This is a genomic window from Agrobacterium tumefaciens, assembly GCF_005221325.1.
Taxonomy (GTDB): domain Bacteria; phylum Pseudomonadota; class Alphaproteobacteria; order Rhizobiales; family Rhizobiaceae; genus Agrobacterium.
Window position 1 is genome coordinate 1 of the sequence record NZ_CP039892.1, and the last position, 12,376, is coordinate 12,376.

The window sequence follows — 12,376 nt, forward strand, 5'->3', positions numbered from 1 at the left end:
ATGACAATCTGCATTTCAGCCGTGAGCGGCAAAGGTGGCGCTGGAAAAACCACCGCCGTGATCCTTCTCGCTGGCGAGTACGCCCTTGAGGGCAAGTCGGTGCTTCTGATCGATGCTGACGGTCGCCAGAACCTAAACGAATGGTGGAAGCGCTCAACCGAGAAGGGCAACCAACCGGATGGCATCACTCTCGTAACAGCAGCTACAGGGGGCGGTATTCAACGCATCCTCGAAACTGACGGCGAAAAGTACGACGTGGTTATTATGGACTCGCCGGGTCAAGACACCGTGACGCGGGACACGATCATTGCCGGCTCTCATGTCGTGATTACGCCCATCCAACCCAACCAGGACGAAATCTTGGCGTCTGGTCAGGCCGCTCAGGATGTGGCTGACACGAGCGATAGGGTAGGGCGGAGAATTCCGCACCTAATCTACAAGACGCGGATAAGCATGCCTTCCCGCGCTCTTGCCGCGTATCGCCTGATCCGTCCGTTCGTGGAGAACCTGAAGGAAGGCGGATACGATTCCCATCTGCTTGAAACAGAACTTGTTGAGCGCAATCCCTATCGAGAAATCCGGAGTGGCTTCGGAACGCTGCAAATGCTGGAACTCACGGATTCGATCAAGAAAGCCCGCATGGAAGTCGTCGAATTGAAACAGGAAATCGAAGCATTCGTGCAGGAACAGGTAGAGGGCTGATCTCATGGCACCAAGAGACCTCAAGCTGACAGAATTCGCTGTCGCACCACGCAAGCCAAAGCCTCCGGTAGCTGAACAGCAGGTTCAAGATACTCCGACCGCTGCGGAAACCACCAACACGCCGGTGAATGATACAGCCCCTGCAGAACGTGTGGAGGAGATCGTGGCAGAGCCTAAAGCTGCCGCTGGCCTCATTACATCAGATGAGAACGTTCAGCGTCAAAGGGCGACAACACGGGCGCTGAACAACGAAACGTCTCGCCTTCGCCTGAAAGAGCTCAAGCAGAACAAGGCACGCGAAAGCAAGCATTTCGTCAATGTGCCTCTCGACTACGACACGAAGCAGCGCCTTAGCCGAGCTTCCATTGATAACGACGTCAAAATGACGGTCATACTCAAAGCTGCGATCGACCAGTTTTTGAAGGACAACGGCTATTGATCCTTGACGCAAAGTTCCTCGTTGGCGTCGCCGTCGGCGGCGTCCTCGGCATCGCTCTCGCGCCTCACAGCGGCCAACTTGGGATTGATTTTTCCCAACTGCAAAACACCATTCTGGCGCGAGCAACAGGCGAGGGCGAAGTAACCGATAAGGGTAACTGGCCTACGGACGAAGAGGCTAAACAAGGCCTATTTGTTTTATCCAAATGGGATATAAAAAACTTCGGCAGCCAATCGACGGTTATAGTCAATAGGTGTATTAGTATCGGCGAAAATACCATTGCTTGTGAGATGAGGGCAAAACTTAGTTGGCTAAAGGAAGAAGCCCTGATTGAAGGGCTTTTTCGCGGAAAACCGGAAAATTGGACTCTGGTTTCGGCCAAGACTAGGTAAAGAAGAACCTAGAAAATACCTCGCAGAGACAGCAAGGCATCTGCCCGAAATGCGGGCACTTGCTCAACCAATTTGGTTCATTTCTCAAACATTCGACCATTGTCATATCTACCCCCAAATTGGTAGGGATTGGACCCGCGAATCGTTTTAAAATGGATAGTGCCAAATTGGTATAATTTGGTCATAGTACCCGCGATGGAGCGGAGTAGGAACCGAGAATACATGCCTGACACAACGCGGGACCTGATTAAATATAAAAGCTCGAAGGGCTTGGTCGAGACCACAGACGAAGAGGTCGACAAGCCCCTTTACCGCCGTCCTGGTTTCGAAGGTATCGTGAGCTTTAAGGAAATGGATGCGAAACTGGCGGCGTTCCTTCGGGACGCCCGTGAGAGCGAGTATCTAACCCGCGCTGAGTTTGCGCCAATTGTAGGCCTCTCCACAGCTGTCTACGGCCGTTATGAGCGCGCGTTCTCCCGAATGACGGTAACTCGCATGATCCATCTGTGCGAGCTTCTTGGTTTCATGCCAATTGACATGCTCTTTGCTGCCGCCCCCCATCTCTACGGTCGTACGCCTGAAGAGGCTAAAGACCATTTGGAGCTTTCCCATTTGATCCGTGGCCTCCCGCATGAGGCTGTTCGAAATCTTATCGGTATCGTGGCGAGAATGACACCTGAAGAGAACCCCGCCGAAAAGGCGGGAAAGCCAGAAAAAACCGGGAAGAAGGAAGGCCGCTAAGCGGCCTTTTTCTTTTCGTCACCCTGCAGCTGGTGCAGGAAGTCGGAAACAGCCTGAGCCTTGGCGGCAGCTGTAACGATCGCACGCTTGTCCTGCTTGAGGACTTTAAGCCAGCTCTCGATGTAAGTCGCTGTACTGTCGCGCGGATCATGCTCGACACCGAGATCTGCACAAACGAAAGCTGCTGAAAGTTCGGCAACGAGTTCTTCCATGGCATATGCTTCACTTCCGAAGCGTCCGGAAAGGTCTCGATCGAGACGGTGCTTTGCACCCGTCCAGTGGCCCACCTCATGAAGTGCTGTGCTGTAAAGATGGACTTCGCTCAGAAACTTGTCGCGATCCGGCATCTGAATGTCATCGAGGCCGGGGCGGTAACACGCATGCTTTCCGCCGTAGGTGATCTTGGCGCCGGTTCGCTCTAGAAAGGTCTCGACGCTTTCGAGGACCGGAACTGGCTGTAACGGCGTTTCCTCGGCGGGGCTTTTGAAGTGGTCTAGCAGGCCGTCGATCTGCTCGACGTTGAAGACCGTGTAACCCTTGAGGTAGGGGATGCTGCGATCGTCTTCGCCCTGCTGTTCCTTCGGGTTGAAGGTGCCGTACTTGACGACTAGGGTTCCTTGCTCGCCCTTCCGGACCTGGCCGCCGACTTCGAGCGCCTGACGATAGGTCATCCAAGTGTTTTCGTCGTAGCCGGCGAGCTGGCTGGAAAGCCACAACATGATGACGTTGATGCCGCGATAGGCCTCGCCGTTAGAACGCATCGGAACTGCTGAGCGGGCAACAGTCCCGCGCCATGGGCGGATCCAAGGTTTGGTGCCGGCCTCTAGCTGCGCGATGATGGAGTCTGTGATGCGCTGGTAGGTGTCCTTGCTCTGCATTGCCGTCTCCTGTTCGTTGGTTGACGGCAAAAAAACGGAGACAGTCGAATCGAGCCCATGCACCTGCAGGGCCGAAACGGAGAGGAGGACCGCGAAGCGGTTGAATGGGGGAGGGGCTGTCGTAGCTTGTCCGTCAAATCACTCAACGAACTAGAAGACGGCTGCATGGAGGGGAGCAAGGGCACTGCGCGGCCCAGAGACGGCCATACAGTGCGCCTGACGGCAAATGACGCTTAACGGTCCCGATCGTCGCCGTTACGTTGCTGCTGACGGTTTGCGGCCTGCTCCGCCTCGGCGGCCTTCAGCTCGGCATTCTGGTTCTGCTGCTGTGGCTGTTGATCAGCTTTTTGCTCGGCCTGCGGCGGCTCACGAGTTTGGGCCTGAGATTCCTGCGACTGTTCTTGGCGGCCAAGCGTCTGGAAATTGGAGCGAGCAGTAAATTTCACTTCCTCGTCGTCTGCTGGCATCCGCTCAGGTAGGTCGGCGCGGTCTACCGCAATAATCCCCTTTTCGGTTACTAGCGTTGCAACACGGTCATCGTGGCCGAACACCTGGCCTTCGATCTGTTCGCCTTGTCGCGCTGTTCGCACGTAATGCTCGAACGGTTGTTCTCCGACCTCCTTGAGATCGTTGATTGCGCCTCGCAACGCCTCGCGCCGATTGGGGTCTGCCGCATCCTCCATGACATGCTTCATCGCGGGGCTAGAAGGGTCATTGTGCGTAGCAATCGACGCTTCAATCATGCGGGTTTTGGTGATGACACTCATATCCAGCTCGTGGCCGTAGTGCCGGCCAAGTTCGGAAATGAACGTCTCCTGGGTGCGTCCGTTGCCTTCTCTGAAGGGGTGCACATAGTTCAATTCGGAAAAAGTTTTCGCGGCGCGCTCAACGAATTCTTCGCGGGTGGCGTTCCGCATGGTCGCTGGATCGCTGATCGGTTTCAGGGCCTCGTCCAGGCCCATCTCTATTCGAGCGCCATGCAGGAACTGTGAGCCGCCTTTACCCATATTCCCAATCGGTTCGACGCGCGCGCCATCGACGACAGGGCTTTCGTTGCGTGTATGTCCAGCCCACTCGTACACGTCTTGGAAGATATGGCCGTGAATTGCCTTCAGGTGCGCGGCATCAAATTTACCTTTAGGGCCGCCACCTTCGGCAATTTCTGAGATTCGATCTTCCGTCGCACGATACTCGATCGTCCTCAACTCGGATCTGGATTCGATGCCAAACTTGTTCCGGAGAACATTTTGACGGTCAGGATCGTCGGACGTGTTTGGATAGGTGTAAGAGCGATTGGGATTTTCAGCCATAAAAGCAACCATGAAAAAGCCGCCTGCGTCAGCAGACGGCTGAAAGCCTAAAGAAAATGCTGTCGATTTACGCCTTTGGCGCCGGCAAGATGCGAGCGCGATACTCTTCGCGGGTCAGATCGCCCGCAACGTATGCGGCAGATGCTTCTTCCAGAACCGGATCGTGCTGATATCCCTGTCGCATGTTCGCTGCGCGGGCTTGATCGATCGCCTTCTGGCGAGCAGCTACAGCTTCCGGGGACCGGTCGGGGCGGGGTGCATGGACGTTCATCGGCAAATCTCCAATTACTGTTCAAACTAACACGAAAAGGGCCGAAAATCCAGCATTTAAGCGGATTTCCAGCCTGTTTCGGGTTGGAAGCCCGGTCACCGACCGGGCTTCCTTGCGCGATCAACGCTGCTCCCATTCGATGATGGCCTGCAAAGTCGGATCATCCTGATTGGGGAAGCGGCCCAGGTTCGCGTTGAACCGCATCTGCTTGATCGAGATCGTGTAGTAGGGACGGCCTTCGGCGTTGTCTTTCTTCCAAATACCGCCGACCTCAAGATCGTGGCCGCCCGGAGATTTGGCATAGACGCGGTGCGTTGGAGCCAGAGGGTGGGACGAGGAGAATGGGGTCGCCGTGATCGGCAGGTCGCGTTCGATGGTAGAAATGAGGCCTTTGCCGGAAGCGGTATCGAAGTTATCGCCGTCAAACTGGATGAAGTTGGTGATTTTCATGATGTAAACTCCTCTTTGGTGGTTGCGATGAGCGTTCACAAGGCACGGCGGAAAGCGGTGCGCACCGTAGGCCGGAGCGCAGCGTAGGAGGCTGGTAGGCCGCAAAATTTGCTTCGCGAGGAAGCCGCAGGCGGGGAAATTTTACGGTAGGCCAGCTTTGCGCAAACCGCGTCGCTGTGCGAACGGGCATCAAGAGCAACCGCCCCAGAGGAGTTTGGCGTGAAAGCGTATTGCAAACCTCACCTTTGACCTGAAACCTCTACCGCTATGAGTTGCGCCAATATTATTCATCTTTAGCGGGCAAACAACCGAAAACGCTGGGTATTTTCCCGAACGTCGTTACCGATTTGGGTAAGTAAATACGCCCACTGGCAATTGAAACGCGGCAAGTTGGATCGGTCGTCAGTTTTGGTGCTGACCACGCCTATATGTTCCAGGCACCTCGATCTCGGCGGCCCACATGCCGGCTCGACGCTCGCGCGCGCTTCCTTCAGCGTTATGGTAAGCGTTCAGGTCGAGCGGGTGGCCGCTCGGGAGATATCGCAAAAGCAGCATGGCGTGACCTGCCTTGATCATCTCAAGGCCAATATCCGTTTGTTGGATGAAGCACTGACCGACGAGGCGACGGTATTGGTCTTTGTCGATGACCTTGCACGTAACGTGGCGGCCGTCGATCATTCGAGCGAGATACTGCCGCGCCTCGACACCACATGCCCATTCGGCACCATTTTTCCAGCCTTTCTGGTCGCGCTCACAGGCATCGATCGCGGCTATCCTGATCCTCTGCTGCCGGATACTGAAAGTATCGCCATCGATCACGCGCGCCTGGCCCGAATAGTCGGCCGCGGTGGCGGGTTGCTGAATGAAAAGCGCGGCAAGCAATGCCGAAAAACCGAGGTTTCTTATCAATTTAGAGCCTCCATGGAGTTGCGGGCAACCAGCCCAAAAACGGAACGGGATAGATGAAGTTCGCCGGACGCGGCCCGGTCCGTCATGGCCCGCAGGTAGCCTCCCGGCGAGCTGACTTCCTGGCGGCTGTATTTCTCGAACGTGACGGCAATGGCGACATCGGCGGCCTGCTGACCCATGCGATCGACGGCGCGCAGGCGGGCATCCTCCGACACGCCGGCCAACCGGCAAATTTGCGGCGAGAGGCGGGCCAGATCGGACCAGCTGCGGGGCGCAGCGGCAAAATAGGTACTCAAGGACGGCGCAGCCCTCCAAACATCTTCAAGAGCAACTAATCCAAGCTGCAGGCTCGATTGCCTCTTGTCTGGGCCGGATCCTCTCCACAGGCTTTCCTCAAAAGCCCTCTTGCTGGCGGAGCCAGCTCCAAACAAGTTGTGTTGTTCGGCGGTAGCCGAACGCATTTCATCTTTACCAAGGTCAAAACGATGGGGGTTTGTAATCTGTTTGTGCATGTCGTTTTCGACATTCGCGCATGTCATTTCAGCATCAAACTGAACATCGACGGCTGCATGCGCAGCCAAATGCAGGCGGCTTACAACCCATTCCAGCAAACCGGCTGCCTTGCGCAGCACATAGGCTGGGGCCTTAGAGGCTGTGCCGACAAAGGCCGCGATACGCTCGATACGGCTTTGCATCCGAATGATCTGGGCCTCTGTCTGCTCGGCTGCTGCCACAAGGCTATATCGCGCGCTACGAAGCGCATCGCGGAACCGGCGCGCTGCGGCGTCGGTGACGCGCTTTTCCTCGCGCTTCTGCCGCACGAGCTGGTCAAGCTCACGGTATCGCGCGATCAGCACCCGAAGGTCGATCCCGCAGGCATCGGAGATTTCACCTTCACCGTCGCGGATCGGGTAGCGTTTGAAATTCGCGCTGTCCTGCATGGTGATCAGGCCAGCATCGAACAGACGCGACAGGATGCGGCTCACGCGTCCAGGTGAGCGGTTAATCTCAAACCCAAGCTGATTGTTCGACTTGAAGACGATCGGACGTCCCGCCTTGTCGAAAGCGTCCGCTTTCGCGGTGTTGATGATCGTCGTCAGAAGGTGGCTTTCTGTGCTGGTGACAAGACCAGTACAAGGCAGGTTCTGTGACAAAACTGCCAACTGGGCGCGCGTCACCGATCCGACTTCCGTCGACTGGGCCAGTCGCCGGAACTCAGCTCGCTCTTTCGTCATCCTGCGGCCGGTTGGCCGCTTATATGCAAGGGTTTCCCCCATTGTCCCGTCTCCTAAGTCAGGGACCAGACAAAGCTTCGCCGTTCACCGAAATGGTGTTTTTCTTATTGACTTTTGGGAGGGGGTCTGCGAGAAAGATCGTGCTAAAGAGTTTCTCTGACAGACCGCTTCCAGATTTTTTCGGGGAGCGGTTTTTCTTTTCTGGGCCGGTGTGATCTCCAAAAATTCGGTTAGAATGTATGAGTCGGATCAGTATCTGATTCCGGTTAATTTCGATACATACCCTGATTACCCAACTTGGCGCAACAATGGTGCCTAAACCATTAGCGTGACGCGGCGTAAAAAACGCAAAAAGCGGACAAAACCGTTGTCTATCAACGGCTTTGATTGCTTTTTGCCGTCTTCATCAAAATTATCAACATTGCCAAATTGGTACAATTTGCCCTCTTCGGCCACCTTTTTAGGGTATTTCTTCCCACAGGGCGGGGAGGAGAGTTTGAGAGGAGGGGGGTAGGGCCTTCTCTCAAGAGGCGGGCGCGTCGAGCGACCGGCTCTATATCGGCCCCCACAATTACCCCCAAATTGCAGTAGATTTGCGAACGCGAAAGCGCCCGCCTTGGCTCGATGCCAGGGCGGGCGCAGCGGCACTTGATCTGGGGAGAATCAAGCGGCCCGCATGTCGTTTTGCTCAATAAAGGACGGGGGAAGGTCGAAGGCATCTAGTGCCGTATCAAGAGCGGCTTGAACATCAGACCAATCCACATGTTCAGGGTCAGCAAGATACGCTTGGATCAGCTGGCAGCAGCAAGCGGCGGCTTTGGTCGGATCGGGAGCACGGTCGAACATTTCATTTCCTCAAAAAATGGGGAAGCCGGTCACGCTGGAGGGACGTGACCGGCAGAAAGCAGCGGCGGGTTATTCCGCTGCCATCGGGAAATTGTGGGCATCATCGCCGGGTGTTTCGGCCTCAACGGCTTCTTCCGGCTTGAACCGGAGATTGGACGGCAACCAGTTTTTGCCCTTGACCGCGTTTTCAGCATACGCGGCGGCTTCGGCCTTCTTCATGCCGCCGATACCAGCGGCAAAATCTGCGCCGCGTACCTCGGCAACTGCCGCTTGAATGCTGCCGCGATTGAGCATCGAGAAATAGCTGTCTGCGGTTGTTTCGAACCACTCGCGCATATCGACATCAAGAGTGCGGCCAACCATGCCAGCGTGAGCGATTGCCTCCTTTCGGAAGCTGTGTTTCGTCTCGACGGCGTTCAGCGTGTGAGCGGCTGCGAAGGCGAGCAGCCCCAAAAGTTCGTCTTGTCGAAGGTCAAGCAGATACTCCCAAAGGTCAGCCGGATTGCCGGGGATTTGATGGCCGTAGTTTTCGGCAATGCGTTCCCACTCGACAGCAGCGCGGCAAGCTTCGGGCCGTTTCATCGAGCCTTCAAGGCGCTGATGCGTGGTGCTGATTTCCAGAGCCGTCATTCCCTTTGCCCCGTACTGGCCGGGGTAAAGGACGTTCAACAGCATGGCGTGAACAACGCTGACGAGGGCAACACCATGGTTATTCGCCAGTTCCACACGAAGGGCGGCGGTCTTCTGTGCCGTGAGGTCTTCGACCAATACCGCCGAATGGATCAGGCCCGCAGATTCGGGCTTGGCGTCATCACCCCTCTTGTCGCTGGCTGCATCGGTTGTCGGCTGCGCCTTCACGTCCTCGTCACGGATAAGGCCACGGACAATCGAGAGTTTGCCGTAGTGATCGATGGTGACATAGGCTCCCGCCGTCGCCTTGTCGTCGGCCAGAAATTCCTTTTCGCGGTTTTGGAAAACCTCCATCTGGTTTTCGACTTCGATCAACTCGGCCTCTGCGGCCTGATTGTCTTCCTCGGCGTCGATGATTGCCGCAAGTTCATCGTAACGAACGGACAGCGCATCGAGCTTGGCCTGATCGTCGTCGCAAAGCTCGACGCTCTGCGCATACACGCGCGCCATGCTCCAGATATCGGGCTGTTGTGAAGCGCACTCCACCCATTTCCAGCCCTCGGCGCGTACCGCCTCGGCTTGGGCTTCCAGCTTCTCGGCAACCAGCCTTTCCAGTAAACCGCTGTCGCAAGCGTAGCCGCCGCCATTCTCGGAAAAAAGATCACGCCGAACCGGCCCACCTGCCGCCTCGTAAACGGAAAGACCGCCGATTAGCGTCAAGCGCTTGTCGTGGGCCGGTACTTCCTCGGCGGTCAGACGGCGCTTGATCGTTTGCGCATCACGGTCCCAACTGGTGAGGCTGTTCCACACTTCCACTTGCCTTGCGTGGTCGTCGGTGATCGTGAACGCGGCAAGCTGCTCGAATTTCATTTCCTCGGCGCGGAATGCTTCAAACAGAACCGGCGCGACCTTCGCCAGCGCAAGGCGGCGATTGACGATGATTTCAGTCGTACCGAAACGGGCGGCGATATCCTTGATGGACTTGCCAGCGTCGGCCATGGCCTTGAATGCCTCGTACTGGTCGGCGGGGTGCATTCCCTCGCGCATGACATTTTCCGTCAGGCTGATTTCGGTCGCGTCGGCCTCGGCCTTCACCATGGCATTGACGGCATAGTCGGCGGCGATATCGCCACGCTCGGCCAGCAGCAGCAGCGCAGCGCGGCGACGACCGCCAGCCGTCACCAGAAAGCGGCCCTTGGTCCCTTTGCGCACGACGATATTTTGGACCACGCCATTGGCAAGGATGGACGCCGCAAGGGCTTCGACAGTCTCGCTGGTGTAGGTTTTGCGGACGTTCTTCGGGTCCGCATCAAGCTTATTGAGGGGGATGCTGATAATCTCGGTCATAGGTTTCGATCTCCAAATCTTCCCGTTTCCCTTGGGAGCAAGCCCCGCCAGTGGGCGAAGCCTCTGCCTGCGTTTCGCAGGATGTGCCCCCACATCCGGCGGAACGAAGGGGGAGGGCGTAGCCCGCTCCGTCAGGTCGCAGAGCGGGTCATGGGTCGGGAGGAGGGAAACACGGAAGGTTCGCCGCCCAGGCGGTGAAAGCCGTTTTTCCAGACGAGCGACAGCGCTTGCGCGCTTGCCCATTGGCGCGATCGGGGAGCTGTCGTAAGAGCGGATAGAAAAGATGAAATGTGCGTCCGCTTCTCGGACGCCCTCTTTTGATGCGAACCGGCAAGCCGGTTCACCGCCGATCGATCTGCCCGCTGCGCTCCGAGTGATGTGCGCTCCGCTTACCGGGCAGCTCTAAGTTCAACTAGGTCGACCATATGAGGAAGAGCGGCCCATGGCCCGCATCGCTCGGATCAACCGGCGACAGGCCGGATCCGAGAAAGACGTTGAAGAACATCGGAGGTTTCAGCATAGCGCCGGCACGCCGACAGGCAGGGCCGGGAAACCGGGAATTCTCGACACGCTTTTTGCCGGAAAAAGGGACGCCACAGGAGGCTCAGCATAGCGACCCGAAGGGGGAGCCGGGACCGACTTCCCCCCGCAAAAACGTTCCGCTTAGGAGAGTTTCACGACGTATTCAGGCTTCAGGGGAATGCCGGATTCCATATTCACGCAGCATGGAGGAATAGGGATAAGGCGACCGTCCTGCAAATGGCGGATATGGCCGCGCCTCCAATGGGGCCGGACGGTGTAGCTGCCTTCACCTCGCTTCGTCGCCGCGACCTGCTGGCTGGCCCGAACATCGATGACGATCATTGGGCCGATCGGCGCGCGACCTTTCTGCAGGCGCTGCTTGTTGAGCTTATGAGGCGCAGGCTCTTCGCGGCGAATTGCTTGCGGGGTGGCAAGCGCGCCGATCAGGGCAGCTGCCACCTCGAAACCTATGTCGGAAAGGCCTCTGGTAGATTCGTTTTTCATGTCGTTCGTCACGACCAGCTCGTGATTGCCGATGTCCTTTTGGCCGTGCTGGTTGACGAAGATAACGCCGTTGCGATGTTTGTTTTCGAACATCGTCCGGACATAGAGAGAGGCGGTCTTCCCATCGTTGCCGGCGACACGTTCGCAATGCGCGGCCATGTGAACGACCTCGGCACCAATCTTCTGATCCCAGGATATCCAGAATTCATCATGCGGTATGGGCGCTATCTGATTGTCCCAAAGCTCGTTCGAGAAATCGATGAACGTTTGCAACGTATCGTCGGCCGTCTCCGGATCGAGGAAGCTGAACGAGAATTCGGCGCACGTCGCCGCACCGGCCTGAATATGCTTCACATAGGCGTCGAGAACACCGGGCGACCATGGCTCCATGGCCCGATATCTGCCTTCCTTGAAATGCTCGAGCGCTTGATAGAGCCTCACGCCTTCAGTTCCTCGTATCTGGCGATCAATATCCGAAGGTCAATGCAGTTGGAATGACCCACTTCAGCTGCGCGTTTTCTACGGCCGCCGCGATCGCCCATGATGGTGATCAGGCCAACAGCTTCCAATCGCTCCAGCGATCGTGTTACTTGCCTGGGTCTAAGGCGAAGCTCGGCACTAAGAACGACATTGTCGTCGAAGACGAAGGGTTTACCGGACCTACCCTTTTCCTCGTCAGCAAGCGCCGTCAGATGCGCAAGGACCTCGATTTGCTGAACCTCTAAAACGCCCTCAACTGGCTCCATATCGTCTACCAGATCGACAATTTGGAAGAACGGCACGGAACTGGGATCGGCGGCTTCAGCTCGCTGGCGATAACCCACCGCCTTGGCTTCCGCCTCGGCGCTCAAAACCCATTCGGCGTTCTTGAAACGATTTTCGAAATCATCCGTCGTCATGGCGCGGACAATACGCACCGGCTGACTTCCAATCAACGGGCGAAGCAGCCCGCTAGTGAGGGGTCCGAGTATTTGCCATGATATAAGCGGCAATCTGGAAAACTCGTTCTATTGCCTCGGTAATGTCCTGCGAGGCCTGTCTGATCTCAGGTTTTGCGGCCGGGTCATTCGCGATGCCATGAAAACCCTCTCTCAGGGTTTCACATGGATCGGCAATCTCGCGCACCAGCGCCAATAATTGCTGTGTCGTAGCCATGGTTCTTTTGCCTCTGGTCTGCCACTGCGTTTATCTAGAAGCCTA

Annotated in this window: 15 protein-coding genes; 4 read left to right on the forward strand and 11 right to left on the reverse strand. The window is 56.7% G+C overall.

What is annotated here, in order from left to right:
• From CFBP5499_RS28385 to CFBP5499_RS28400, 4 genes are all read left to right on the forward strand, one after another.
• A complete protein-coding gene (locus tag CFBP5499_RS28385; RefSeq protein ID WP_080831188.1) occupies nt 1-702 on the forward strand; it encodes a ParA family protein in 702 nt (233 codons plus the stop codon).
• Nucleotides 703-706: 4 nt separating this feature from the next.
• A complete protein-coding gene (locus tag CFBP5499_RS30275; protein WP_080831190.1) occupies nt 707-1,141 on the forward strand; it encodes a hypothetical protein in 435 nt (144 codons plus the stop codon).
• Nucleotides 1,138-1,533 (forward strand): hypothetical protein, encoded by a 396-nt coding sequence (locus tag CFBP5499_RS28395; RefSeq protein ID WP_080831191.1) that lies wholly within the window; start codon nt 1,138-1,140, stop codon nt 1,531-1,533. Before CFBP5499_RS30275 ends, CFBP5499_RS28395 begins: the two co-directional genes overlap by 4 nt.
• A 222-nt stretch (nt 1,534-1,755) precedes the next feature.
• On the forward strand, nt 1,756-2,274 hold the full coding sequence (locus tag CFBP5499_RS28400) for a helix-turn-helix transcriptional regulator (protein ID WP_080831193.1): 519 nt from the start codon (nt 1,756-1,758) through the stop codon (nt 2,272-2,274).
• On the opposite strand, the gene CFBP5499_RS28405 is transcribed toward CFBP5499_RS28400, so the two are convergent.
• The 11 genes from CFBP5499_RS28405 to CFBP5499_RS28455 all read right to left on the reverse strand — a co-directional run bounded on the left by CFBP5499_RS28405 (nt 2,271) and on the right by CFBP5499_RS28455 (nt 12,331).
• The gene (locus CFBP5499_RS28405) at nt 2,271-3,152 is read right to left on the reverse strand and encodes an ArdC family protein (RefSeq protein ID WP_080831195.1); all 882 of its coding nucleotides are present in this window, start codon (nt 3,150-3,152) and stop codon (nt 2,271-2,273) included. The genes CFBP5499_RS28400 and CFBP5499_RS28405 overlap by 4 nt on opposite strands.
• Nucleotides 3,153-3,385: 233 nt before the next feature.
• Nucleotides 3,386-4,474, reverse strand: a complete 1,089-nt coding sequence (locus CFBP5499_RS28410) for a Fic/DOC family protein (RefSeq protein ID WP_371507066.1) — start codon at nt 4,472-4,474, stop codon at nt 3,386-3,388.
• 55 nt (nt 4,475-4,529) lie between these two features.
• Entirely contained in the window at nt 4,530-4,733 is a 204-nt protein-coding gene (locus CFBP5499_RS28415) for an antitoxin VbhA family protein (protein WP_080831198.1), read from the reverse strand.
• A 120-nt stretch (nt 4,734-4,853) separates the two neighbouring features.
• Nucleotides 4,854-5,183, reverse strand: coding sequence for a DUF736 family protein (locus CFBP5499_RS28420; protein WP_080831201.1), 330 nt, complete (start codon nt 5,181-5,183; stop codon nt 4,854-4,856).
• A gap of 402 nt (nt 5,184-5,585) precedes the next feature.
• Nucleotides 5,586-6,002: a thermonuclease family protein gene (locus CFBP5499_RS28425; protein WP_337729471.1), complete on the reverse strand. Its 417-nt coding sequence runs from the start codon at nt 6,000-6,002 to the stop codon at nt 5,586-5,588.
• Between the two features lie 86 nt (nt 6,003-6,088).
• Nucleotides 6,089-7,369, reverse strand: a complete 1,281-nt coding sequence (gene repC, locus CFBP5499_RS28430; RefSeq protein ID WP_080831203.1) for a plasmid replication protein RepC — start codon at nt 7,367-7,369, stop codon at nt 6,089-6,091.
• Between the two features lie 621 nt (nt 7,370-7,990).
• A complete protein-coding gene (locus CFBP5499_RS28435) occupies nt 7,991-8,173 on the reverse strand; it encodes a hypothetical protein (protein WP_080831206.1) in 183 nt (60 codons plus the stop codon).
• Between the two features lie 69 nt (nt 8,174-8,242).
• The gene (locus CFBP5499_RS28440) at nt 8,243-10,150 is read right to left on the reverse strand and encodes a ParB/RepB/Spo0J family partition protein (protein WP_080831209.1); all 1,908 of its coding nucleotides are present in this window, start codon (nt 10,148-10,150) and stop codon (nt 8,243-8,245) included.
• Nucleotides 10,151-10,813: 663 nt separating this feature from the next.
• Entirely contained in the window at nt 10,814-11,617 is an 804-nt protein-coding gene (locus CFBP5499_RS28445) for a hypothetical protein (RefSeq protein WP_080831213.1), read from the reverse strand.
• Nucleotides 11,614-12,093, reverse strand: a complete 480-nt coding sequence (locus tag CFBP5499_RS28450) for a helix-turn-helix domain-containing protein (protein ID WP_130932639.1) — start codon at nt 12,091-12,093, stop codon at nt 11,614-11,616. Before CFBP5499_RS28450 ends, CFBP5499_RS28445 begins: the two co-directional genes overlap by 4 nt.
• 34 nt (nt 12,094-12,127) lie before the next feature.
• Nucleotides 12,128-12,331, reverse strand: coding sequence for a hypothetical protein (locus tag CFBP5499_RS28455; protein WP_080831217.1), 204 nt, complete (start codon nt 12,329-12,331; stop codon nt 12,128-12,130).
• Nucleotides 12,332-12,376: the final 45 nt, after the last annotated feature.

Bases quoted from the DNA above. Each gene is read 5' to 3' on its own strand.
- CFBP5499_RS28385 (WP_080831188.1), top strand. From the start codon at position 1: ATGACAATCTGCATTTCAGCCGTGAGCGGCAAAGGTGGCGCTGGAAAA.
- CFBP5499_RS30275 (WP_080831190.1), top strand. From the start codon at position 707: ATGGCACCAAGAGACCTCAAGCTGACAGAATTCGCTGTCGCACCACGC.
- CFBP5499_RS28400 (WP_080831193.1), top strand. From the start codon at position 1,756: ATGCCTGACACAACGCGGGACCTGATTAAATATAAAAGCTCGAAGGGC.
- CFBP5499_RS28405 (WP_080831195.1), bottom strand. From the start codon at position 3,152: ATGCAGAGCAAGGACACCTACCAGCGCATCACAGACTCCATCATCGCG.
- CFBP5499_RS28410 (WP_371507066.1), bottom strand. From the start codon at position 4,474: ATGGTTGCTTTTATGGCTGAAAATCCCAATCGCTCTTACACCTATCCA.
- CFBP5499_RS28415 (WP_080831198.1), bottom strand. From the start codon at position 4,733: ATGAACGTCCATGCACCCCGCCCCGACCGGTCCCCGGAAGCTGTAGCT.
- CFBP5499_RS28420 (WP_080831201.1), bottom strand. From the start codon at position 5,183: ATGAAAATCACCAACTTCATCCAGTTTGACGGCGATAACTTCGATACC.
- repC (WP_080831203.1), bottom strand. From the start codon at position 7,369: ATGGGGGAAACCCTTGCATATAAGCGGCCAACCGGCCGCAGGATGACG.
- CFBP5499_RS28435 (WP_080831206.1), bottom strand. From the start codon at position 8,173: ATGTTCGACCGTGCTCCCGATCCGACCAAAGCCGCCGCTTGCTGCTGC.
- CFBP5499_RS28440 (WP_080831209.1), bottom strand. From the start codon at position 10,150: ATGACCGAGATTATCAGCATCCCCCTCAATAAGCTTGATGCGGACCCG.
- CFBP5499_RS28455 (WP_080831217.1), bottom strand. From the start codon at position 12,331: ATGGCTACGACACAGCAATTATTGGCGCTGGTGCGCGAGATTGCCGAT.